This is a genomic window from Mycolicibacterium diernhoferi (assembly GCF_019456655.1).
In the GTDB taxonomy this organism is placed as follows: Bacteria; Actinomycetota; Actinomycetes; order Mycobacteriales; family Mycobacteriaceae; genus Mycobacterium; species Mycobacterium diernhoferi.
Genome location: NZ_CP080332.1, coordinates 1,246,005 through 1,268,556 on the forward strand (window position 1 = coordinate 1,246,005; position 22,552 = coordinate 1,268,556).

At 68.0% G+C, this 22,552-nt stretch carries 24 protein-coding genes; 15 read left to right on the top strand and 9 right to left on the bottom strand.

Annotated features, from left to right (window positions below; genetic code table 11):
* Nucleotides 1-69 precede the first annotated feature (69 nt).
* Nucleotides 70-924 (top strand): mycofactocin-coupled SDR family oxidoreductase, encoded by an 855-nt coding sequence (locus K0O62_RS05920; RefSeq protein WP_073856283.1) that lies wholly within the window; start codon nucleotides 70-72, stop codon nucleotides 922-924.
* Here the strand turns inward: K0O62_RS05920 and rocD are convergent.
* Both rocD and ddaH read right to left on the bottom strand, forming a co-directional pair.
* Entirely contained in the window at nucleotides 911-2,125 is a 1,215-nt protein-coding gene (gene rocD / locus K0O62_RS05925) for an ornithine--oxo-acid transaminase (RefSeq protein WP_073856284.1), read from the bottom strand. The two genes, K0O62_RS05920 and rocD, sit on opposite strands and share 14 nt — an antisense overlap.
* Nucleotides 2,126-2,127: 2 nt before the next feature.
* Nucleotides 2,128-2,988 carry a dimethylargininase gene (gene ddaH / locus K0O62_RS05930; RefSeq protein WP_073856285.1) on the bottom strand — a complete coding sequence of 287 codons (861 nt, stop codon included), beginning with the start codon at nucleotides 2,986-2,988 and terminating at the stop codon, nucleotides 2,128-2,130.
* Between the two features lie 119 nt (nucleotides 2,989-3,107).
* Here ddaH and K0O62_RS05935 point away from each other — a divergent pair, with 119 nt between their 5' ends.
* Together K0O62_RS05935 and K0O62_RS05940 are read left to right on the top strand one after the other, a co-directional pair.
* Nucleotides 3,108-3,548: an Rv2324 family transcriptional regulator gene (locus K0O62_RS05935; protein ID WP_073856535.1), complete on the top strand. Its 441-nt coding sequence runs from the start codon at nucleotides 3,108-3,110 to the stop codon at nucleotides 3,546-3,548.
* Nucleotides 3,549-3,598: 50 nt separating this feature from the next.
* Nucleotides 3,599-4,780, top strand: coding sequence for an NAD(P)/FAD-dependent oxidoreductase (locus tag K0O62_RS05940; RefSeq protein ID WP_073856286.1), 1,182 nt, complete (start codon nucleotides 3,599-3,601; stop codon nucleotides 4,778-4,780).
* Nucleotides 4,781-4,846: 66 nt separating this feature from the next.
* On the opposite strand, the gene K0O62_RS05945 is transcribed toward K0O62_RS05940, so the two are convergent.
* The 3 genes from K0O62_RS05945 to mftR all read right to left on the bottom strand — a co-directional run bounded on the left by K0O62_RS05945 (nucleotide 4,847) and on the right by mftR (nucleotide 7,332).
* Nucleotides 4,847-6,124: a VOC family protein gene (locus tag K0O62_RS05945; RefSeq protein WP_073856287.1), complete on the bottom strand. Its 1,278-nt coding sequence runs from the start codon at nucleotides 6,122-6,124 to the stop codon at nucleotides 4,847-4,849.
* On the bottom strand, nucleotides 6,121-6,645 hold the full coding sequence (locus tag K0O62_RS05950) for an RNA polymerase sigma factor (protein ID WP_073856288.1): 525 nt from the start codon (nucleotides 6,643-6,645) through the stop codon (nucleotides 6,121-6,123). Before K0O62_RS05950 ends, K0O62_RS05945 begins: the two co-directional genes overlap by 4 nt.
* Before the next feature lie 96 nt (nucleotides 6,646-6,741).
* The gene (mftR, locus tag K0O62_RS05955) at nucleotides 6,742-7,332 is read right to left on the bottom strand and encodes a mycofactocin system transcriptional regulator MftR (protein ID WP_073856289.1); all 591 of its coding nucleotides are present in this window, start codon (nucleotides 7,330-7,332) and stop codon (nucleotides 6,742-6,744) included.
* Between the two features lie 100 nt (nucleotides 7,333-7,432).
* On the opposite strand from mftR, the gene mftA reads away from it, so the two are divergent.
* The 7 genes from mftA (at nucleotide 7,433) to mftG (ending at nucleotide 13,898) form a co-directional block, all read left to right on the top strand.
* A complete protein-coding gene (mftA, locus tag K0O62_RS05960) occupies nucleotides 7,433-7,528 on the top strand; it encodes a mycofactocin precursor MftA (protein WP_073856536.1) in 96 nt (31 codons plus the stop codon).
* The gene (mftB, locus tag K0O62_RS05965; RefSeq protein ID WP_197690405.1) at nucleotides 7,513-7,830 is read left to right on the top strand and encodes a mycofactocin biosynthesis chaperone MftB; all 318 of its coding nucleotides are present in this window, start codon (nucleotides 7,513-7,515) and stop codon (nucleotides 7,828-7,830) included. Before mftA ends, mftB begins: the two co-directional genes overlap by 16 nt.
* The gene (gene mftC / locus K0O62_RS05970) at nucleotides 7,827-9,047 is read left to right on the top strand and encodes a mycofactocin radical SAM maturase (protein WP_073856291.1); all 1,221 of its coding nucleotides are present in this window, start codon (nucleotides 7,827-7,829) and stop codon (nucleotides 9,045-9,047) included. Before mftB ends, mftC begins: the two co-directional genes overlap by 4 nt.
* Before the next feature lie 3 nt (nucleotides 9,048-9,050).
* A complete protein-coding gene (gene mftD, locus K0O62_RS05975) occupies nucleotides 9,051-10,235 on the top strand; it encodes a pre-mycofactocin synthase MftD (protein WP_073856292.1) in 1,185 nt (394 codons plus the stop codon).
* A 112-nt stretch (nucleotides 10,236-10,347) separates the two neighbouring features.
* Nucleotides 10,348-11,091 carry a mycofactocin biosynthesis peptidyl-dipeptidase MftE gene (gene mftE, locus K0O62_RS05980; protein ID WP_073856293.1) on the top strand — a complete coding sequence of 248 codons (744 nt, stop codon included), beginning with the start codon at nucleotides 10,348-10,350 and terminating at the stop codon, nucleotides 11,089-11,091.
* The gene (gene mftF / locus K0O62_RS05985) at nucleotides 11,088-12,497 is read left to right on the top strand and encodes a mycofactocin biosynthesis glycosyltransferase MftF (protein ID WP_073856294.1); all 1,410 of its coding nucleotides are present in this window, start codon (nucleotides 11,088-11,090) and stop codon (nucleotides 12,495-12,497) included. Before mftE ends, mftF begins: the two co-directional genes overlap by 4 nt.
* A gap of 9 nt (nucleotides 12,498-12,506) precedes the next feature.
* Nucleotides 12,507-13,898: a mycofactocin dehydrogenase MftG gene (mftG, locus tag K0O62_RS05990; protein WP_073856295.1), complete on the top strand. Its 1,392-nt coding sequence runs from the start codon at nucleotides 12,507-12,509 to the stop codon at nucleotides 13,896-13,898.
* Between the two features lie 26 nt (nucleotides 13,899-13,924).
* Here the strand turns inward: mftG and K0O62_RS05995 are convergent, their stop codons facing one another.
* The 3 genes from K0O62_RS05995 to K0O62_RS06005 form a co-directional block, all read right to left on the bottom strand.
* Nucleotides 13,925-15,190: a cytochrome P450 gene (locus K0O62_RS05995; RefSeq protein WP_073856296.1), complete on the bottom strand. Its 1,266-nt coding sequence runs from the start codon at nucleotides 15,188-15,190 to the stop codon at nucleotides 13,925-13,927.
* Nucleotides 15,191-15,305: 115 nt separating this feature from the next.
* Nucleotides 15,306-16,559 (bottom strand): cytochrome P450, encoded by a 1,254-nt coding sequence (locus K0O62_RS06000; protein ID WP_073856297.1) that lies wholly within the window; start codon nucleotides 16,557-16,559, stop codon nucleotides 15,306-15,308.
* 101 nt (nucleotides 16,560-16,660) lie between these two features.
* A complete protein-coding gene (locus K0O62_RS06005) occupies nucleotides 16,661-17,914 on the bottom strand; it encodes a cytochrome P450 (protein WP_073856298.1) in 1,254 nt (417 codons plus the stop codon).
* 181 nt (nucleotides 17,915-18,095) lie between these two features.
* Between K0O62_RS06005 and K0O62_RS06010 the strand changes: the two genes are divergently transcribed.
* On the top strand, nucleotides 18,096-19,646 hold the full coding sequence (locus K0O62_RS06010; RefSeq protein WP_073856537.1) for a carboxylesterase/lipase family protein: 1,551 nt from the start codon (nucleotides 18,096-18,098) through the stop codon (nucleotides 19,644-19,646).
* A gap of 9 nt (nucleotides 19,647-19,655) precedes the next feature.
* Here K0O62_RS06010 and K0O62_RS06015 read toward each other — a convergent pair whose 3' ends face one another.
* The gene (locus K0O62_RS06015; RefSeq protein WP_073856299.1) at nucleotides 19,656-20,126 is read right to left on the bottom strand and encodes a hotdog fold domain-containing protein; all 471 of its coding nucleotides are present in this window, start codon (nucleotides 20,124-20,126) and stop codon (nucleotides 19,656-19,658) included.
* 477 nt (nucleotides 20,127-20,603) lie between these two features.
* Between K0O62_RS06015 and rpsJ the strand changes: the two genes are divergently transcribed.
* Genes rpsJ through rplW form a run of 4 tightly spaced genes read left to right on the top strand, consistent with a single transcriptional unit; the run spans nucleotide 20,604 to nucleotide 22,526 of the window.
* Nucleotides 20,604-20,909: a 30S ribosomal protein S10 gene (gene rpsJ, locus K0O62_RS06020; protein ID WP_003883485.1), complete on the top strand. Its 306-nt coding sequence runs from the start codon at nucleotides 20,604-20,606 to the stop codon at nucleotides 20,907-20,909.
* Between the two features lie 14 nt (nucleotides 20,910-20,923).
* Complete coding sequence (gene rplC / locus K0O62_RS06025) at nucleotides 20,924-21,577, top strand: 50S ribosomal protein L3 (protein WP_073856300.1); 654 nt, start codon at nucleotides 20,924-20,926, stop codon at nucleotides 21,575-21,577.
* A complete protein-coding gene (rplD, locus tag K0O62_RS06030) occupies nucleotides 21,577-22,224 on the top strand; it encodes a 50S ribosomal protein L4 (protein WP_073856301.1) in 648 nt (215 codons plus the stop codon). Before rplC ends, rplD begins: the two co-directional genes overlap by 1 nt.
* Nucleotides 22,224-22,526 (top strand): 50S ribosomal protein L23, encoded by a 303-nt coding sequence (gene rplW, locus K0O62_RS06035; RefSeq protein WP_073856302.1) that lies wholly within the window; start codon nucleotides 22,224-22,226, stop codon nucleotides 22,524-22,526. The genes rplD and rplW overlap by 1 nt, the downstream gene beginning before the upstream one ends.
* Nucleotides 22,527-22,552 lie beyond the last annotated feature (26 nt).

Here is a 22,552-nt window from a genome sequence, read left to right on the forward strand (position 1 = left end):
GCGCGGGGATTACTAGAACACGTTTCAGTTGACTGCTAGCCTGACCCGGGGCTGACGAAAGGACTGGTCATGGCGGCGGTAAGCGGAAATCTGGAGGGGAAGGTCGCCTTCATCACGGGGGCGGCCCGTGGCCAGGGGCGGGCGCACGCCGTCCGGTTGGCGACCGAGGGTGCCGACATCATCGCCTCCGATGTCTGTGCGCCGGTGTCGAGTTCGATCACCTATCCGCCGGCGACCGCCGAGGACCTCGCCGAGACGGTGCGCGCGGTCGAGGCAACCGGCCGCAAGGTGCTGGCCCGGGCCGTCGACGTCCGCGACCTGGCGGCCCAGGAGCAGCTGGTGGCCGACGCGAAAGAGCAGTTCGGCCGGCTCGACATCGTGGTGGCCAACGCCGGGGTGCTCAGCTGGGGCAGGCTGTGGGAGCTGACGCCGGATCAGTGGGACACCGTGGTCGACGTCAACCTCAACGGCACCTGGCGGACCATCCGGGCGACGGTCCCGGCGATGATCGAGGCCGGTAACGGCGGGTCGATCATCATCGTGAGTTCCTCGGCCGGGTTGAAGGCGACGCCCGGGAACGGGCACTACGCGGCGTCCAAGCATGGACTCACCGCGCTGACCAACACGCTGGCACTTGAGGTGGGGGAGTACGGAATTCGGGTGAACTCCATCCATCCGTACTCGATCGACACCCCGATGATCGAGCCGGAGGCGATGGGCGCGCTGTTCGCCAAGCACCCGAGTTTCCTGCACAGCTTCGCCCCGATGCCGTATCACCGGGTCGCCGACGGGAAGAGCGAGGGGCTGGCGGCGTTCATGACCCCCGGAGAGGTGGCCGACGTGGTCGCGTGGCTGGCCGGGGACGGCTCGGCGACGCTCTCGGGCAGTCAGATCGCCGTCGACCGCGGGGTCATGAAGTACTAGACCCCGACAGGGCCTCGGCGAATCGGTCTATCGCCCAGTCGATCTCATCGGCGGTGATGACCAGCGGTGGTGCGAAGCGCAGGGTCTGGCCATGGGTGTCCTTGACCAGGACACCGTGTTCGGCCAGCCGCAGGCTGACCTGTCTGCCGGTGCCCAGGCCGGCGTCGATGTCGACGCCGGCCCACAGGCCCTTGCCGCGCACCGCGGTGACGCCCCGGACGCCGGCCAGCCGGTCGCGCAGATGGGCGCCGAGTTCGGCCGAGCGGGCCTGGTATTCACCGGTTTCCAGGATCTCGACGACGGTGGACCCGATGGCGGCGGCCAGCGGATTTCCGCCGAACGTGGAGCCGTGCTCACCGGGGTGCAGCACACCGAGCACACCGCGATCGGCGACCACCGCGGACAGCGGAATCACCCCACCGCCCAGCGCCTTGCCCAGCAGGTAGACATCGGGCACCACACCCCAGTGATCGCAGGCGAAGGTCCGGCCGGTTCGGGCCAGCCCGGACTGGATCTCGTCGGCGATCATCAGCACGTTGCGATCCGTACACAGCCGGCGCACCCGGGGCAGGAAATCGTCGGGTGGCACGATGATGCCCGCCTCGCCCTGGATCGGCTCCAGCAGGACGGCCACCGTGTTCTCGTCGATGGTCCTTGCCAGGGCGTCCGCATCACCGAACGGGACGGACCGGAACCCGGGGGTGTAGGGCCCGAAGCCGTCCCGGGCCGCCGGGTCGTCGGAGAAACTGATGATGGTCGTGGTGCGTCCGTGAAAGTTGTTCCGCGCCACCACGATATTCGCCGTGCCGGCCGGCACGCCCAATACGTCGGTGCCCCATTTGCGGGCAACCTTGATGGCGCTCTCCACCGCTTCGGCGCCGCTGTTCATCGGCAGCACCATGTCCTTGCCGCACAACCGGGCCAGCGCCGCACAGAACGGGCCGAGCCGGTCGGAGTGAAACGCCCGGCTCACCAGGGTGACGGTGTCGAGTTGGGCATGCGCGGCAGCGGTGATCACCGGATTGCGGTGACCGAAGTTCACTGCCGAGTAGGCGGCCAGGCAGTCCAGGTAGCGGCGGCCGTCCACATCGGTGATCCAGACCCCCTCGGCGGACGCCGCGACCACCGGCAGCGGCGCGTAGTTGTGCGCGGTGTGGCGCTCTTCCAGGGCGATCGCCGTGCTGCCGATCTCATGCATCATCGTCACGAATACACCTCCAGCGTGCAGCATTTGACGGACCCGCCGCCCTTGAGCAGCTCGGACAGGTCCACACCGATGGGCTCGAATCCGGCGGCGCGCAGCTGATCGGCGAAGCCGGTGGCCCCGGCCGGCAGCACCACGTGGCGCCCGTCGGACACCGCGTTGAGGCCGAGCACGAAGGCGTCCGCGGAGCCGACCTCGATGGCGGTGGGGAACATCTCGCGCAGCACGGCCACCGCGTCCGCGGTGAACGCCGGCGGGTAGTAGGCGATGGTGGCGGGTTCATCGCTGAGCACGGTGAGCGCGGTGTCGAGGTGGTAGAAGCGCGGGTCGACGAGTTCCAGGCTGGTGACCGGCAGGCCGGTGAGCTCGGCGATCTCGTCGTGCGCGCGTCGGTCTGTCCGAAAACCGTGGCCGGCCAACACTGTTGACCCGGCGACCAGTAGATCGCCCTGGCCTTCGTTGTGGTGGCGGGTGCGCTCGGGGTGCCAGCCCGCCGCCGTCATCCAGGCCGCGTAGGCGTCGGCCTCGGCGGCGCGCTGGGGGAAGGTGAAGTGCGCGAGCACTGCGTGACCGTCGACGATCAAGCCGCCGTTGGCCGCGTAGACCATGTCCGGTAGCCCGGCGACGGCGTCCACCAGGTCGACGGTGTGGCCCAGGTCGATGTAGGTCGCGCGCAGCGTCTCCCACTGCCGCAGTGCGAGATCCACATCGACGGGCACGCTGGTGTCCATCCACGGGTTGATGGCGTACTCGACGGCGAAGTGGCGCGGCGCGGTCATGGCGAAGTGCCGGGCACGTGCCCGGCGAACCGGCCCCCGGGCGCAGGCAGGAGCGGCGGCGGTGAGATCGGAAACCGTCATGACCCTGACGGTATTGGCCGGCTACGCTGCAATCAATCGCCGACCATTGCGTCTATGGTGTGTATCTATTGCGTGAAAGATCAGAAGTCGACGATCTGTTGTTCAAGGAGGCCGAATCGATGGACGAAACCGACGAGCGCATCCTGGCCGAGCTGACCGACGATGCCCGGGCCACCTTCGCCGAGATCGGCGAGCGGGTGAACCTGTCCGCTCCGGCCGTCAAGCGCCGGGTCGACCGCATGGTGGAACGCGGGGTGATCCGCGGGTTCACCGCCGTCGTCGATCGCAATGCGCTGGGCTGGACCACCGAGGCCTATGTGCAGGTCTACTGCCAGGGCACCATCGCCCCCAGCGCGCTGCGCCAGGCCTGGGTGGACATCCCCGAAGTGGTCAGCGCCGCCACGGTGACCGGCACCGCCGACGCCATCCTGCACGTGCTGGCCCGCGATATGCGCCACCTCGAGGACGCGCTGGAACGCATCCGGGCCAGCGCCGACATCGAACGCAGCGAGAGCATCGTGGTGTTGTCCAACATCATCGAGCGCGGCACTGACCGGTGAGAATGGGGTAGGCGGGCACAACGCGACGGTCATCGTGTAAGAAGACCCACGTGACAACTAATGGTGGAATCGTCATTGTCGGTGGTGGGTTGGCTGCAGCCCGGACCGCCGAGCAGTTGCGTCGCGCCGAATACGCCGGATCTATCACCATCGTCAGCGACGAGCAGCACCTGCCGTACGACCGGCCGCCGCTGTCCAAGGAAGTCCTGCGCAACCCGGACCACGATGTGGTGCTCAAGCCGCAGGAGTTCTACGACGAGAACAACATCACGCTGCGCCTGGGAGCGGCGGCGCAGTCGGTGGATCCCGCGGCGAAGGTGCTGACCCTGGCCGATGGCTCGACGCTCGGGTACGACGAGCTCGTCATCGCGACCGGTCTTGCCCCCAAGCGCATTCCATCCTTCCCGGACCTGGAGGGCATCCGGGTGCTGCGCTCCATCGGGGAGAGCGCCGAGCTGCGTGAGCACGCCGCGACCGCCCGGCGTGCCGTCATCGTCGGTGCCGGTTTCATCGGCTGTGAGGTGGCCGCCAGCCTGCGCCAACTCGGTGTCGACGTGGTGATCGTCGAACCGCAGCCGACCCCGCTGGCCTCGGTGCTCGGCGAGCAGATCGGGTCGTTGGTCACCCGCCTGCACCGGGCCGAGGGCGTGGATGTGCGCTGCGGTGTCGGGGTCGCCTCGGTGGCCGGCACGGACAAGGTCGAGAAGGTCGTGCTCTCCGACGGCACCGAACTGGACGCCGACATCGTCGTCGTCGGGATCGGTTCGCATCCGGTCACCGGCTGGCTGGAAGGCAGCGGCATCGCGGTGGACAACGGCGTCGTGTGCGATGACGCCGGGCGGACCAACGTCGAGCACGTGTGGGCCATCGGTGATGTGGCATCCTGGCGCTCCGAGGTCGGACACCAAGTGCGCGTCGAGCATTGGAGCAACGTCGCCGAGCAGGCGCGGGTGCTGGTGCCGGCGATCCTGGGGCAGGAGCCGGGCAGCCCGGCGATCTCGGTGCCGTACTTCTGGAGCGATCAGTACGACGTCAAGATCCAGTGCCTAGGCGAACCGGCCGCCGACGACGTGGTGCACCTCGTGGAGGACGACGGCCGTAAGTTCCTGGCCTACTACGAACGCGACGGTGTCGTCACCGCCGTGGTCGGTGGCGGGATGCCCGGCAAGGTGATGAAGGCCCGCGGCAAGATCGCCTCGGGCGCCGCCATCACCGACGTCCTGCCCTCTTAGCGATTTCGGCGCGCTGACGTTCGCAAAGTGAACGTGAGCGCGCCGAAATCGCTAGTGCTGGCCTCCCTAGTGTTGGCCCAGGTAGAACCGGCCGCCCTGATCGTCGGCGCACAACGCGGACTTGCCGTAGGGCTGGGTAGAGGGTTCCTCGACGATCACGCCGCCGGCCGCCCGCACCCGGGCCACCGCGGCATCGATGTCCTCGACCGTCCACATCGGCACCGTCGAGGGTTGCGCCGAACCGCCGGCCATCCCCGCCATCGGCTGCGATCCCTGTACGGCCCAACCATCCTGGACACGGCCGGGTTCGAACGTCCAGTACAGCACCCGGCTGTAGAACGCCCGGAAGGCGGCGGAGTCCTCGACGAGATAGGTGATGTAGGACAGCTCGCCCGGCCCGGCCCCGTTCAGCGGTGGCCGCGGGGTTCCCGCGGTATCGCGGTACACCGCGAACGGTGAGCCCTGCGGATCGGTGGCGTCGAGCACCGTGCCGAACTCGCGGCGCTGCGGTTCGCCGACCGTCCCGCCGCCGGTCAGGATCGCCTCGCGAGCGGCATCGAGATCATCGACGGCGTAGCAGCAGAACAGCGTGCTGAGGCCCGGGGTCTCGAAAATGCCCATCGACAGCGCGGATTCGCTCGGCGGTACCACGTGGTGCCCCTCGAACGACCAGCCGAGCACCTGTGCGTAGAAGCGCTTGGCGCGCGCGGCGTCCGGGGTGTTGATCGACACGTAGCCGATGTCGCCGTGCTGGATCAGCAGCGGCGCACCGGTGATCGGGCCGGACAGCATCCACCGGTGCCCGGACGGATCGAGAATCGTCGCCCCGCGCGACCCGTGACTCTCGTGCGCCTCTTGCAGCACCGTGGCGCCGCGGTCCCGGGCGCGCCGCAGCGCCGCATCGGTATCGTCGACGGCAAGCATCAGGCTGACGGAGACGGACTGCGGGGCAGGCGCTTTGAGGCCGAGCTCCGGGTACTCGTCGGCCAGGTAGAGGATTCCGCCGCCGACGGACAACTCGGCGTGCCCGACCCGCCCGTCGTCCATCAGGATCGGGGCGCCGACGAGGCTGGCCCCCAGTGCGTCGATGTACCAGTCGATCGCGGTGCGCGCATCCGGTACCGACAGATATGGGATGGCCGCCGGGCGCGGTGCCGCGGTGCCGGTCGAGTTCAGTTCTGTGATGGCGGTATCGGTGCCACTCATGACAACTCCTGACGTATTGGCGGGCAGGGAGAGGGCCGACTCCAGACGGGCGCGCAGCCGGGCCGCGAACGCCGGATCGGGGGTGATCGGTTGGTCGCCGCCACGCAGCACGGCCAACGGATCGTGCGAGTTGTTCACGGCCGCCCTCCTTCCGGTGCCGGGTAATGGGATCTGAAGGCGCGGCGGGCGCGTACCAGCAGGGTTTCGGTGGCGTGCACGGTGCGTCCGATCAGTTCGGCGCACTCGCCGACCGTGCAGTCGTCGAGGTAGCGCAGCGCCAGCACGGTGCGATGGTGTTCGGGCAGCCGGGCCAGCACCGCCTCGGCGACGATGCGGTCCAGTTCGGCGTCCCATTCGTCGACCGGGTCGGTCGGCTCCGGCGGTTCGGCCACCGGGTCGCTGAAGTGAGCGTGCCCGCGCCGGTAGTGGTCGGCGAGTTTGTGCCGGGCCACCCCGAGCAGCCAGGGCACCGTCATCGGCGGCGGTGCCGGCTTGCGTGCCGCGTCCATGGCGGCCAGGAAGGTCTCCGAGGTCAGATCCTCGGCGACCGCCCGGTCACCGCAGCGCCGGCCGAAGTACCCGTACACGATCGGCAAGGCCTCGTCGTAGAGCTCCAGCAGCTCCCGAGGGGCATCGCGGTGACCCGATTCGACGCTCACACCCTTATCGTCGCCGACCGGGGCCGAACTCCGGCACCCCAATTTCTCGCGGTTTGTGGAGTCTTGCCCGAATGGCTCCGGGTAAGACTCCGCAAGTCACAGGTCGGAGAGGCCGCGACCGACCACGTCGAAGGATTCACCCAGCAGGTCGTGCAGGGACGCCGATTCGTCGGCCAGCCACTGCTCGTAGGCGGTCAGGGCCACGCCCAGCAGGGACCAGGCGACCGTCTGCGGGACAAGTCCGTCGGGTTCCTCGCCACGCCGGCGGGCCACGAATTCTGCGACGACGCCGCGCCAGCCGGCATACATGGTCATCGAATGTGCCTGTAGCGCATCGGTTCCCAAGATGAGGCGCATCCGCTGGCGGTGCCGTTCCTTGTCGTCGAACTCGTTGAACGCCAGCAGTGCGGTGCGCAGGGCCTCGCCGATGCCCATCTGCGGGTCGGCCTTGGCCAGTAGCGCCCGCATCAGGTTCAGGTGGGCGTCGAAGTCGCCCCAGGGGATGGCGTTCTTGGACGGGTAGTAGCGGAACAGGGTGCGCCGCGCGATCCCGGCCGCCCGGGCGACATCGTCGACGCTCACCTCGTCGAAGCCGCGACTGGCGAACAGGTCCAGGGCGACGGCGGTGATGTGGTCCTGCGTGGTGGACGGCCGGCGGCCGACACGATGTCCGGACACCTGCGTCATCAACCCACCTCTTCCATTCCTGCACTCGATGCCATATTCTTGCGAGCCGGGTCACAAATGTCGAGAGCCTGACCCATTACAGCCCAGAAAGGTGCGATTCATGGACCAGAATCAGCAGGTCGAGACCGAAGCTCAGCTCGTCACCGAGTCCCTCGTCGAAGAGGTCTCGATCGACGGTATGTGCGGGGTTTACTGATCGTGACCGCACCCACTGCTGATGCAGTGGCGTTCGACCCCGATCGCGGCTGGCGGCTGCACCACCAGGTGGCGGTGCGGCCGGAGCCGTTCGGGGCGCTGCTGTACCACTTCGGTACCCGCAAGCTGTCCTTTCTCAAGAATCGGACGATCCTCGACGTGGTCAACTCGCTGGACGAGCACCCGAGTGTCCGATCCGCTTGCCGCGCCGCCGGAATCGACGACGACGCCCAAGCTCCCTATCTACACGCGCTGAGTGTGCTGGTGAAATCCCACATGCTGGTCGCGAAGGAGACCGAATGACCGCCGTATTGCCGCCGGTAAAGGCCCCGGCCCCGGTCAAGGTGCCCCGTCTGGTCGAGCAGTTCGAGCACGGGCTGGACGCCCCGATCTGCCTCACCTGGGAACTGACCTACGCCTGCAACCTGTCCTGCGTGCACTGCCTGTCTTCCTCGGGTAAGCGTGATCCCCGTGAGCTGAGCACAAGGCAGTGCAAGGACATCATCGACGAGCTCGAGCGCATGCAGGTGTTCTACGTGAACATCGGCGGCGGCGAACCGACGGTGCGGTCGGACTTCTGGGAGTTGGTCGACTACGCGACCGAACACCATGTCGGCGTGAAGTTCTCCACCAACGGTGTGCGCATCGACAAGAAGGTGGCCGCGAAGCTGGCCGCCAGCGACTACGTCGACGTGCAGATCTCGCTGGACGGCGCGACCGCCGAGGTCAACGACGAAGTGCGCGGTCCGGGCTCGTTCGCGATGGCGATCCGGGCGCTGGAGAACCTGCGCGAGGCGGGCTTCAAGGACGCCAAGATCTCGGTCGTGGTGACCCGCCAGAACGTGGACCAGCTCGACGAATTCAAGGCGCTGGCAGACAATTACGGCGCCACCCTGCGCATCACCCGGTTGCGGCCGTCCGGTCGCGGGGCCGATGTGTGGGATGACCTGCATCCCACCCCGGTACAGCAGGTCCAGCTCTACGACTGGCTGGTCGCCCACGGTGAGGGCGTGCTCACCGGCGATTCCTTCTTCCACCTGTCGGGTCTGGGGGAGCCGGGCGCGCTGGCCGGGCTGAACCTGTGCGGCGCGGGCCGGGTGGTCTGCCTGATCGACCCGGTCGGTGACGTGTACGCCTGCCCGTTCGCGATCCACGACAAGTTCCTGGCCGGAAACATCCTGGAGGACACCGGGTTCGGCACCGGGTTCAAGAACGTCTGGCAGCGCTCCCCGCTGTTCCAGGAACTGCGCGAACCGCAGTCCGCCGGCGCCTGCAGCGGCTGCGCGCACTACGACGCGTGCCGGGGTGGCTGCATGGCGGCCAAGTTCTTCACCGGTCTGCCGATGGACGGCCCGGATCCCGAATGCGTGCAGGGCTACGGCGAACCCGCCCTGGCCGCCGAACGGGAGAAGCCCAAGTCCAGCGTCGACCACTCCCGGTCCGGTGGTCGCAAAGGTCCGATCCCGCTCAAACTCCTCACCGTCCCGCCCAAGAAGTTCTGTAACGAAAGTCCTGTGTAGATCATGGCCCGCGATACCTGGTTCGAGACCGTTGCCATCGCCCAACAGCGTGCGAAGAAACGGCTGCCCCGCTCCGCCTACTCCTCGCTGATCTCGGCCAGCGAGAAGGGGCTGACGGTGTCCGACAATGTCGAGGCATTCGGCGAACTGGGCTTCGCTCCGCACGTCATCGGTGCGACCGAGAAACGTGAGATGGCGACAACGGTGATGGGGCAGGACATTTCGATGCCCATCATCATCTCGCCGACCGGTGTGCAGGCCGTGGACCCGGACGGTGAGGTCGCGGTCGCCCGCGCCGCCGCGGCTCGTGGGACTGCCATGGGTTTGTCGTCGTTCGCCAGCAAGCCGATGGAGGAAGTGACCGCGGTCAACGACAAGATCTTCTTCCAGATCTACTGGCTGGGCAGTCGCGACGACATCCTGGCGCGGATGGAGCGGGCCCGGGCGGCCGGCGCCAAGGGCCTGATCCTGACCACCGACTGGAGCTTCAGTCACGGCCGGGACTGGGGCAGCCCCAAGATCCCGGAAAGCATGGACCTCAAGACGATGGTGAAGATGTCCCCGGAGGTCATCACCAAGCCGCGCTGGTTCTACAGCTTCGCCAAGCATCTGCGTCCGCCCGACCTGCGGGTTCCCAATCAGGGCCGCAAGGGCGAACAGGGCCCGACCTTCTTCGAGGCCTATGGGCAATGGATGGGCACCCCGCCGCCGACCTGGGAAGACGTCGCCTGGCTGCGCGAGCAGTGGGGCGGACCGTTCCTGCTCAAGGGCATGGTGCGTGTCGACGACGCCAAACGCGCTGTGGACGCCGGTGTTTCGGCGATCACGGTGTCCAACCACGGCGGCAACAACCTGGACGGCACCCCGGCGGCGATTCGCTGCCTTCCGGCCATCGCCGACGCCGTCGGCGACCAGGTCGAGGTTTTGCTGGACGGTGGCATCCGGCGCGGCAGCGATGTGGTCAAGGCCGTCGCGCTCGGGGCCCGTGCGGTGATGATCGGGCGCGCCTACCTGTGGGGCCTGGCGGCCAACGGCCAGGCCGGTGTGGAGAACGTCCTCGACGTTCTGTCCGGGGGCATCGACTCGGCGCTGCGCGGCCTGGCCAAGTCCTCGATCCACGATCTGACGCCCGAGGACATTCTGATCCCCGAGGGGTTCACCCGCACGCTCGGAGTGCCGAAAGCCTGATACGCCCTGAGGCAGGCGTGACTGACGTGACGGGCGTGACCGGTTGTCCGCCGAGTGACGGACACCGCGGAAATCAATTGCTTCGCATGCGCCAACAATCGGTGCATGCCAGGTGAATTCGGCCTACCATCGGCGGGTGCCTACACCCGGGGAACTCGGCAGCATGACGTCGAGTGGACTGCTCGGCACGTCAGCTGTCGGGCATCCGGCGCTCCTGGTGCCGCTCGGGTCGACCGAGCAACACGGACCGCACCTCCCGCTGGACACCGACACCCGGATTGCGACCGCCGTGGCCCGGGCCACAGCCGCCCGCCTGGGCGCGGACTGGCTGCTGGCGCCGGCGCTCGGCTACGGGGCCAGCGGAGAACACGAGGGGTTCGCCGGCACCGTGTCCATCGGAACTGCGGCCCTGCGGTTGCTGCTGCTGGAGTACGGCCGCTCGGCGTGTAACTGGACGCCGCGGCTGGTCTTCGTCAACGGTCACGGCGGCAATGTGGAGGCGCTGGCCGAGGCGGTGGCCCTGCTGCGTGCCGAGGGCCGCGACGTCGGCTGGACATCGTGCATGGTGGCGGGCGCGGATGCGCACGCCGGGCATACCGAAACGTCTGTTTTGCTACATATTTCACCCGACGTCGTGCGCAGCGAGGCGGTGGTGGCCGGAAACAGCGCGCCACTGGTCGACCTGATGCCCGCCCTGCGTGCCGGTGGGGTCGCCGCGGTCAGCGCCGTCGGGATCCTCGGGGATCCGACGACGGCCACCGCTGCCAACGGGCAGCGGTATTTCGCCGACATGGTCGATGGATGCGTCCGTCGCGTGCTGGCCTGGACTCCGAACGGGCGCGGGATGCTGGCATGACGGGGCCGCGGCTTCCGGACGGATTCGCCATTCAGGTGGACCGCAGGGTGAAGGTGCTGGGTTCGGGGTCGGCATTGCTGGGCGGCTCGCCGACCCGGCTGCTGCGGCTGGCGCCGGTCGCCCAGACCATGATCGACGGTGGCCGCCTCGAGGTGCACGACGCACTGTCCGCGCAGTTGGCACGCACCCTGCTGGACGCCACCGTCGCGCATCCGCGGCCGCCCTGCGGGCCGTCGCACCATGACGTGACCGTGGTCATTCCTGTGCGCGACAACGTGATCGGTGTGAGCAGGCTGGTCCGGTCGCTGCGCGGGATGAAGGTGGTGGTGGTCGACGACGGGTCCGCCGAACCGCTGCAGGTGTCCGACTTCGACGGCGCGCTCTGCGACGTGCGGGTGCTGCGGCACCCCCGCAGCCGGGGCCCGGCGGCCGCCCGCAACACCGGCCTGCGGGCCTGCGACACCGACTTCGTGGGCTTCCTGGACTCCGATGTGGTGCCCCGGCGCGGCTGGCTGGAGGCGCTCCTCGGGCACTTCTGCGATCCGGCCGTGGCGCTGGTGGCGCCCCGGATCGTGAGCCTGCGCGAGCCGGAGAACCTGGTGGCCCGGTATGAGGCGGTGCGCTCGTCGCTGGACCTGGGGATGCGGGAGGCGCCGGTGGTGCCTTACGGCCCGGTCTCCTATGTGCCGAGTGCGGCCATCATCTGCCGGCGCAGCGCACTGACCGAGGTGAGTGGCTTCGACGAGACGCTGCGGTCCGGCGAGGACGTCGACCTGTGCTGGCGGCTGGTGGAGGCCGGGGCCCGGCTGCGCTACGAACCGATCGCGCTGGTCGGCCACGAACACCGCACCCGGCTGCGGGAGTGGTTCCAGCGCAAGGCTTTCTACGGACAGTCGGCGGCTCCGCTGGCCGTGCGGCACCCGGGCAAGACCGCGCCGATGGTGGTGTCGCGCTGGATGCTGCTGCTGTGGTTCCTGGTGGCCACCCGGTCCCGGGTGGGGTACTTCCTCGCCGCGGTGGTCGCGGTGCTGTTCGGCAAGCGGATCGCCGGGTCGCTGGAGTCCACGGAGACCGGGCGCCGGGAGGTGGCCGCGGTGGCTGCCCACGGGGTGTGGGGCGCGGCGCTGCAGGTGGCCGCCGCGATCTGCCGGCATTACTGGCCGGTGACGCTGGTGCTGGCCGTGGTGTTCCCGCGCTGCCGGCAGGTGGTGCTGGCCGCCTCGGTGCTCGACGGGCTGGCCGACTGGGCGAAACGCCGGCACGGCACCGAGGACGAGCACCGGGTCGGGCCGCTGAGCTACCTGATGCTCAAGCGCCTCGACGACGCCGCCTACGGGCTGGGGCTGTGGACCGGTGTGCTGCGCGAACGCCACATCGGGGCCCTCAAACCGCAGATCCGAAGCTGATCCTCGGCGGTGCTAGCCCTCGACGTCGTCCGCAGTGACGTCCTGATCATCGGTGCCGGCAGCGCTGGTTCGGTTCTGGCCGAACGCCTTTCCGTGGATGCCGACCGCCGCGTGGTGGTCTTGGAAGCGGGTCCGCAAGCCCTCCCGTCACGGCCGGGCGATGCCCATCTGGTGCCGATCGGACCCGACAGTGCGGTGGCCGCGCGCTACCCCGCGGTGCTGACCGGGGAACCGCGCCGGGAAGTGGAGCTGGTGCGCGGCGCCGTGGTGGGCGGGTCCGGTGCGATCAACGGCAGCTACTTCTGCCGCGGGCTGCCCGCGGATTTCGACGGCTGGGCGATCCCCGGCTGGTCCTGGGCCGACGTGCTGCCGCACTTCCGGGCGATCGAGACCGATCTGGACTTCACCGGGCCGCTACACGGTGCCGACGGGCCGATCCCGGTCCGACGGGTCCGCGAATTCAGCGCCGGTACAGAACAATTCGTCCACCGCGTGCTGGGCGTCGGGTTCGGTTGGATCGACGACCTCAACGGCGGGGGCCCCTTCGAGGGGATCGGTGCGTTGCCGCTCAATGTCGAGGGCGGCGCCAGGATCGGCCCGGGAGTGGCGTTCCTGCGTCCCGCGTTGACCCGGCCGAACCTGAGCGTGCACCCGGGCACCCGGGTGCAGCGGATCCTCTTCTCCGGGCAGCGTGCGGTCGGCGTGGATGCGCATGGGCCGGCGGGCCCGGTGCGCCACATCGCCGAACGGATCGTGCTGTGCGCGGGTGCGATCGGTACCGCACAGCTGCTGATGGTGTCCGGATGCGGCCCGGCGGACGTACTGACCGCGGCCGGGATCGCGGTGCAGGCCGACCTGCCGGTCGGCGCGCAGTTCGGTGACCATCCGGAATGGGTGCTCCCGGTCGACTGGCCTGCGACCGGCGGGCGGACTCCGCTGGAGGCGGCCCTGTCGGTGGATGGTGTGGAGATCCGTTTGTACACAACGGGTTTTGCGCAGATGACCGGGGAGTCGCCGTCGGACCCCCCGCACATCGGGGTGGCCCTCATGCGGCCGCGAGCGCGCGGGCGCCTCACCGTGCACTCGGCCGATATCGCGGTACCCCCGCGTATCGAGCATCACTACGACACCGTCGCCGAGGACGTCGGCGCGCTGGAGCGCGGCGCCGCGCTGGCCCGCGAGATCGCCGGAGTCGTTGACCGCGAAGCGAACTGGTCGACCACCCAACATCTGTGCGGGACGGCCCCGCTGGGGACGGTCCTCGATCCGCAGTGCCGGGTGCGCGGGGTCGACGGCTTGTGGGTGGTCGACGGGTCGATCATGCCGGTGCCGCCATCTCGGGGTCCGCACGCCACCATCGCGATGATCGGGCACCGCGCGGCGGAGTTCCTGGCCTCCTGAACCGCCCGGGCGCCGGGTGCCGCTAGCTAGCGCAGCGAGTACCGGATCGGCAGGTGCTTGAGGCCGCCGACGAAGGTGGTGGCCGAGTACTCCGGCACGCCCGCCAGTTCGATGGACTCCAACCGCGGCACCAGCTCGGTGAACAGGCTGTTCAGCTCCATCCGGGCCAGCGCGGCGCCCAGGCAGAAGTGCACGCCGTAACCGAAGGACAGGTGCTTGTTGGGGTCACGGGCGACATCGAACGTGAAGGGGTTCTCGAAGATGTCCTCGTCGCGGTTGGCCGAAACATAGGACAGCAGCACGGACTCGCCCTTGGGGATCGGCACGCCGCGTACCTCGGTGTCGCGGGTGGCGGTCCGCATGAACTCCTTGACCGGGGTGGACCAGCGGATCATTTCCTCGACCGCGGTGCCCATCAGGTCCGGATGCGCCTTGAGCCGGGCCAGCTGATCGGGGTGCTCGACCAGCGCGCACAGCCCACCGGAGATGGCGTCCTTGGTGGTGTCATGGCCGGCGCTGGCGACGATGACGTAATAGGACAGTGTGTCCATATCCGACATCAGCTCACCGTTGATCCGGCCGTTGGCGATCGCCGAGGCCAGGTCGTCGGTGGGGTTGGCGCGCCGTGACGCGGTCAGGGCCGAGAAGTAGGTGAAGAAGTCCAACAGCACGGCCATGATGTCTTCTGTGCCGCCCTCACCGCGTTGATGCTCGGCGTCCTCGCCGCCGAACATCTCCTGAGTCAGCTTGAGCATCCGCGGGAAATCCTCCTCGGGCAGGCCGAGCAGCGAGAGGATGACGTACAGCGGGAAGTTGATCGCGACCTCGGTGACGAAGTCGCACTCCGGACCGATCTCGGCCATCCGGTCGACATAGCGCTTGGCCAGTTCGTCGACGCGTACCTTGAGATCGCGCATGGCCTTGGGGCGGAACCAATCCACACCGATCTTGCGGATGTCGCGATGATGCGGATCATCCATGTGGATCAGCGTGCGCAGACCGACGCCGGCCTCCTGATCGGCCTTGACCCGGTCCTCGACCTCGGCCTGCAGCAGCAGCGGGCGCGGCTCGCTGAGCCAGAGTTCGTTGTCGCGCTCGATCGCCATGATGTCGGCGTGCTTGGTCACGGCCCAGAAGGGGCGGTACGGCGGAACGTCGACCCAGGTCACCGGCTGATTGGCGCGCAGCCAGGCCAGTGAGCTGTGCAGCCGGTCATTGTCGGTGTAGGCGACGGGTTCCGCCAGCACCCGGCCGTGCTCGCTGGAGTGGCGGTGGATGGTCGGCGTGCTCACGTGGAACTCCTTGCGACGGAGAGAACTTGACAGGTGTCATGGGAAAGTGTGCGCCATATCGTTGCGCGCGGAAAGGGTTTCGAAAGGACTGAGGACTTTAGTCCCCGGGATCGGGCTATCTGATCGTGTACCGGATCGGCAGATGCTTGAGCCCGCCGACGAAGGTGGTGGCCGCCAATTGCGGCGCGCCGGCCAGCTCGATGGACTCCAGCCGCGGGATCAGTTCGGAGAACAGGCTGTTCATCTCCATCCGGGCCAGCGCGGCGCCCAGGCAGAAGTGCACGCCGTAGCCGAACGCGACGTGCTTGTTGGGGTCGCGGCCGACGTCGAAGCGGAACGGGTTCTCGAAGACCTCCTCGTCCCGGTTGCCCGAAACGTAAGCAAGATAGACGGATTCGCCCTTCTTGATCGGTACACCACGCACCTCGGTGTCCTCGGCGGCGGTGCGCATGAACTCCTTGACCGGCGTCGTCCACCGGATCATCTCCTCGACCGCGGTGCCCATCAACTCGGGGTCCCGGCGCAACCGGTCGCGCTGATCGGGGTTCTCGATCAGCGCGAGCAGCCCGCCGGAGATGGCGTCCTTGGTGGTGTCGTGGCCGGCGCTGGCGACGATCACGTAGTAGGAGGCGGTGTCGACATCCGACAGTGGCTCATCGTCGATGCGGCCGTTGGCGATCGCCGAGGCCAGATCGTCGGTGGGCTGTGCTCGCCGCGACGCGGTCAGCTGGCCGAAGTAGGTGAAGAAGTCGATCAGGATCGCCAGTTGCTCCTCGGGCGACTTGCCGCGCTTGTTGTACTCCTCGTCGTCCCCGCCGAACATCTCCTGGGTGAGCTGGTGCATGCGGGGAAAGTCCTCCTCGGGCAGACCCAGCAGCGACATGATGACGTACAGCGGGAAGTGCACCGCGATGTCGGTGACGAAATCGCATTCCGGGCCGATGTCGCGCATCTTGTCGACGTACCGCTTGGCGAGCTCGTCGACGCGGACCTTGAGATCGCGCATGGCCTTGGGGCGGAACCAGTCCGCGCCGATCTTGCGGACGTCCCGGTGGTGCGGATCGTCCATGTGGATCAGGGTGCGCAAGCCCATGCCGGCCTCGAGCTGCTGCTTGCCGAGATCGTCGGCCGCTGCGGTGGCCAGCAGCGGCCGGGGTTCGGACAGCCACAGGTTGTTGTCGCGCTCGATCGCCATGATGTCGGCGTGCTTGGTGACCGCCCAGAACGGGCGATAGTGCTGCGACTCCACCCGTGCCACCGGCTGATGGGCCCGCAGATGAGTCAGGGCCGCGTGCAGCCGGGCGTCATCGGCGTAAGCGGCGGGGTCGACGAAAACCTTGGCCGCTTCATCCATGGTGGGCGCGCTCATGGGACTCCTCACACAGGCAGTTCTTGACGGGCGTCAAGTTCAGTCTATGTGAGGAGTGCCACATCATGTGCCGGAATCGGTTCCGGCACACAGCCCGTCGGTCAGCGCACCGAGTAGCGGATCGGCAGGTGCTTGAGTCCGCCGACGAACGTCGTCGCCATGAACTTCGGGTCCCCGGCCAGCTCGATGGACTCCAGGCGGGGGATCAGCTCGGTGAAGAAGCTGTTGATCTCCATCCGGGCCAGCGCGGCGCCCAGGCAGAAGTGCACGCCGTAGCCGAAGGACAGGTGCTTGTTCGGGTCGCGGGCGACGTCGAACTTGTCCGGATCGGCGAAGATCTCCTCGTCCCGGTTGGCCGAGACGTAGGACAGCAGGACCGACTCGCCCTCCTTGATCGGCACGCCGCGCACCTCGGTGTCGCGGGTGGCGGTGCGCATGAACTCCTTGACCGGAGCGGTCCAGCGGATGATCTCCTCGGTCGCGAGCGGCATCAGGCCCATGTCGTTCTTGAGGCGCGCCAGCTGATCCGGGTTCTCGGTCAGGGCCAGCAGGCCGCCGGAGATGGCCGCGCTGGTGGTGTCGTGGCCCGCGCTGGCGACGATCACGTAGTACGACAGGCAGTCGACGTCGTTGAGGTACTCACCGTCGAGCTTGGCGTTGGCGATCGCCGAGGCCAGGTCCTCGGTGGGGTTGGCCCGGCGGTCGGCGGTCAGCTTGGTGAAGTAGTTGAAGAAGTCCAGGATGACGGCGCTGAGCTCCTCCGCGGACTTGCCGCCGCGGCCCAACTCATCGTCGTCATTGCCGAACATCTCCTGGGTCAGCTTGAGCATCCGGTCGAAATCCGACTCCGGCAGGCCGAGCAGCGACAGGATCACGTACAGCGGGTAGTTGACCGCGACCTCCTGGACGAAGTCGCACTCCGGACCCTTCTCGACCAGCCTGTCCACGTAGACCTTGGCCAGCTCGTCGACGCGCTCCTTGAGTGCGCGCATCGCCTTCGGGCGGAACCAGTCGGCACCGATCTTGCGGATGTCGCGGTGCAGCGGGTCATCCATGTGGATCAGGGTGCGGATGCCACCGCCGGCGGCCAGGTTGGCCTTGGCCAGATCGTCCTTCTCCTTGGTGATCAGCATCGGCCGCGGGGCGTTGATGAAGAGCTCGTTGTCGCGCTCGATCGCCATCACGTCGGCATGCTTGGTGATCGCCCAGAAGGGGTAGTAGCCGGGCGCATCGACGTAGGCCACCGGGGTTTCCGCCCGCAGCCGGGCCAGCGCGGCGTACAGCCGCGCCTCCTCTGCGTACGCCCTCGGTTCGGCCAGCACCTTGGCAGCTTCGTTGATGACAGGTGTGCTCATGAGACCTCACTCGGACAAGACTTGACGGGTGTCAAGACACTGTAGGTGATCGGAGCCACCGCAGCGCGTAGCGGATCGGCGGTGGCGAGGACCGCACGGCCGGATTGCGGGAAATTCTCGTCAGTAAGCTCGTGCGGTGCTCTCTGCGTCCCGTCTCGACCGATGCGTGCCGGCACTGCTGATGGTCTTGATGCTCGTAGTGGGCTGTGGTCGCGACGGTGCCGATTCCGCGGTCTCGCTGCCCCCGGACCCGTCCGTGGTGACCACCACCCTGGGAATGGTGCAGGGCGTGGCCACCCTGGACAAACGGCATTTCGCCGGCATCCCGTACGCGGCCCCGCCGGTGGGACCGTTGCGCTGGCAACCACCGCAGCCGGCGGTGCCCTGGACCGGAGTGCGTGACGCGACCAAGATCGGGCCGCACTGCGTGCAGGACGGGGACAGTGAGCCGGAGGCGGGCCGGCTGACCGACGAGGACTGCCTGACCCTCAATGTCTGGACGCCGCCGCCGGCCGATGAACTCCGCCCGGTGATGGTGTGGTTGCACGGCGGCGCGTTCGTCAACGGCAACGGCGCGATGTACGACTCGCGCTGGTTCGTCGACCGCGGCGACATCATCGTCGTCACGCTCAACTACCGGCTCGGCGCGCTCGGGTTCCTGGCCCACCCGGCGCTCGGACCGGCCGGGGCGGTCGGCAACTACGGGCTGGCCGACCAGCAGGCCGCGCTGCGCTGGGTGCGCGACAACATCGCGGCCTTCGGCGGCGACCCGGACAAGGTGACCATCGCGGGGGAGTCCGCGGGCGGCATGTCGGTCTGCGATCACCTGGTCGCGCCGGACTCCCAGGGGCTGTTCCGCGCGGCGATCATCCAGAGCGCACCGTGCCAGGCGCAGCTGGCGCTGCCGGAGGTCGAACGTATCAGCGAGGACTATGCGCGCGAAGTCGGTTGCGGTGATCCCGTGACCGCCGCGGCCTGCCTGCGCGCGCTGCCGGACTACAAACTGCGAAACCCGGTGTGGTACCACCGGATCGGCGAGGACACGCTCAGCGGTCCGGTGTACGGCACGACCGTCCTGCCCGAGGATCCGATGGTCGCCCTGCGGGACGGGCGGGGCGCCGACGTGCCCGTGCTGATCGGCAGCAACCGCGACGAGTTCACCCTGTTCACCGCGCTGCAGTATCTGCGGCAGGCCCGGCAGTACGCGGCCGGTGAATATCCCGAACTGCTGGCGGACACGTTCGGTCCCCACGCGGCGGCCGTCGGCGCCCGATATCCGTTGGACCGGTACGGCGGCAGTGCGGCGTCGGCGTACGCGGCGGCGGTGACCGACGGCGTGTTCTCCTGCGTGGCCGACTCGATGGCGGCCGAACTGGCCACCGTCAACGACGTGTACGCCTACGAGTTCAACGACCCGAACCCGCCGACCCCGGAACCCATGCGCAACTTGCCCTTTCCGGTCGGGGCCAGCCACTCCCTGGAACTGCGTTATCTGTTCGACGTCGGCGGTGCACCGCCGCTGAACCCCGCTCAGCAGGAGTTGTCGAACCAGATGATCGACTACTGGGCGAGTTTCGTGACCGACGGAGTGCCCACCGCGCCCGGGGCGCCGGAATGGCCGGCGGTCAGCGGTGCCGGTCCGTGGATGTCGCTGCGACCCGACGGCAGTCGGGTGGTGACCGACTTCGGCACGCAGCATCAGTGCGAGTTCTGGGACGAGATCACCCGCTGAGCGCGAGGGTCAGGCCGGCGTCACCCAGCAGGTGATGTCGGCGTGCACGACCTCGGTGCCGTCCCGGTCGGTGATCGCGACCGGCACCACCACCTCGGTTCCCTCGGTGACGGCGTCGAAGTCCGGTGGGGTGAACTCGGCCACCGCGCGCAATGAGCTGGTCGCCTTGGCCAGGTACTGCACCGTCATACCCTTCGGGATCCAGCGGTGGCTGGTGGGCACGGTGGCCTCCATCGCCATGCCCATCGCCACCTCGGCCGCGTTGCACGAGGCGATGGCGTGCACGGTGTGCAGGTGGTTGTGGACGTAGAACCACTTCGGCACCGTGACCTCGGCGCGGCCCGGTTCCATCAGCACCACGTGGGGCAGAACCGAGGTGAAATAGGGGACCCGCGCCATGGCCGCCGCCGAGAACAGCCGGCTGCCCAGCGGCTTCGTCGACAACTGCTGCCAGGCGCGGTAGGTCGGACTCTGTGACATCGGGCCGATCTTACTCGCGAGTAAGATCGGGTGGATCCCGGCCGCAGCCGCCGACCGGCCGCAAACCCTCTCCGATGACGTCGGAAAAAGAGGCAGTTCTGGGTACCCTCGCGAGCGGGATATGCCCCCTGTTCGGCACTGCGTCGGTGAGCCTCCAAGCTGCTCAAATGGGAATTTGGAGGACGCCGCGATCTGAGGCATACTGTTCGGGTTGCCTTGAGCCGGGTTCTCCCGGCCGCGGGCATCCGACCGGCGCCCTTGACGGGCGCACCCGGTCCCTACCTCGATCGCGACAATTTATCGACGCGGACGAATGTGCGTAAGGGCGACACACCCGAGCGCGGGGGTCGGTGAACCAGAGACAGGTAAACAGCGGCGGCACAGCCTGCGCGCGCACCGGGATACCGGGCGCGTGCACTGGCCAGACCAGGACAAGGGGCCCAACCATGGGCCCGCTAGTAGTGAGGTAGGAGAAGCGTGGCGGGACAGAAGATCCGCATCAGGCTCAAGGCCTACGACCATGAGGCTATTGACGCCTCGGCGCGCAAGATCGTTGAGACGGTCACCCGTACGGGAGCAAGCGTGGTCGGCCCGGTGCCGCTGCCGACCGAGAAGAACGTGTACTGCGTTATCCGGTCCCCACATAAGTACAAGGACTCGCGGGAGCATTTCGAAATGCGGACCCACAAGCGCCTTATCGACATCCTCGACCCGACGCCGAAGACCGTTGACGCCTTGATGCGCATCGATCTGCCGGCCAGTGTCGACGTCAATATCCAGTAGGAGATACCCGAGAAATGGCTAGAAAAGGCATTTTGGGCACGAAGCTGGGCATGACGCAGGTGTTCGACGAGAACAACAAGGTCGTCCCGGTCACGGTCGTCAAGGCCGGCCCGAACGTTGTGACGCGCATCCGGACGCCGGAACGCGACGGCTACAGCGCCGTGCAGCTCGCCTACGGCGAGATCAGCCCGCGCAAGGTGAACAAGCCGGTTGCCGGTCAGTTCGCCGCCGCCGGCGTGAACCCGCGCCGCCACCTCGCCGAGCTCCGGCTCGATGACGAGGCCGCCGCCGGTGAGTACGAAGTCGGCCAGGAGCTGACCGCCGAGATCTTCGCCGACGGCGCTTACGTCGACGTGACCGGCACCAGCAAGGGCAAGGGCTTCGCCGGCACCATGAAGCGCCACGGCTTCGCCGGTCAGGGCGCCAGCCACGGTGCACAGGCCGTGCACCGTCGTCCCGGCTCCATCGGTGGCTGCGCCACCCCGGGCCGCGTCTTCAAGGGCACCCGCATGTCGGGTCGCATGGGTAGTGACCGCGTCACCACCCAGAACCTGAAGGTCCACAAGGTCGATGCCGAGAACGGCGTGCTGCTGATCAAGGGCGCCGTCCCCGGGCGCAACGGTGGACTCGTCGTGGTCCGCACCGCGATCAAACGAGGTGAGAAGTAATGGCTCTCAAGCTTGACGTTCACACTCCGGATGGCAAGAAGGACGGTTCTGTAGAACTTCCTGCTGCCCTCTTCGATGTGGAACCCAACATTGCGCTGCTGCATCAGGTCGTGACCGCGCAGCTGGCCGCCAAGCGTCAGGGCACGCACTCGGCCAAGACACGCGCAGAGGTGTCCGGTGGCGGCAAGAAGCCGTACCGCCAGAAGGGCACCGGCCGCGCCCGTCAGGGTTCGACCCGCGCACCGCAGTTCACCGGTGGTGGCGTCGTGCACGGCCCGAAGCCGCGTGACTACAGCGAGCGCACCCCCAAGAAGATGATCGCCGCCGCCACCCGCGGGGCGCTCTCGGACCGGGCGCGCAACGACCGCATCCACGCAATCACCGAACTGGTCAGCGGGCAGGCCCCGTCGACCAAGGCGGCGAAGGCGTTCCTGGAGAGCCTGACCACCAACAAGAACATCCTGATCGTCATCGGCCGTAGCGATGAGGTCGGCGCCAAGAGCGTGCGCAACCTGCCGAACGTTCATGTTCTCCCGGCGGACCAGCTCAACGCGTACGACGTGCTGCACGCCGACGACGTGATCTTCAGCGTCGAGGCACTGGATGCGTACATCAGCTCCAATACCAAGCAGGAGGTGTCAGCCTGATGGCGACCGTGACTGACCCCCGCGACATCATCCTGGCCCCGGTCATCTCGGAGAAGTCGTACTCGCTGATCGAGGACAACGTGTACACGTTCGTCGTGCACCCGGACTCGAACAAGACGCAGATCAAGATCGCGATCGAGAAGATCTTCTCCGTGAAGGTCGACTCGGTGAACACGCTCAACCGCAACGGCAAGCGCAAGCGGACCCGCAGTGGCTACGGCACGCGCAAGAGCACCAAGCGCGCCATCGTGACCCTGGCCGCGGGCAGCAAGCCGATCGACTTGTTCGGAGCGCCGGCCTAACGGCGGGCAGAGAGACTCAGGAACTA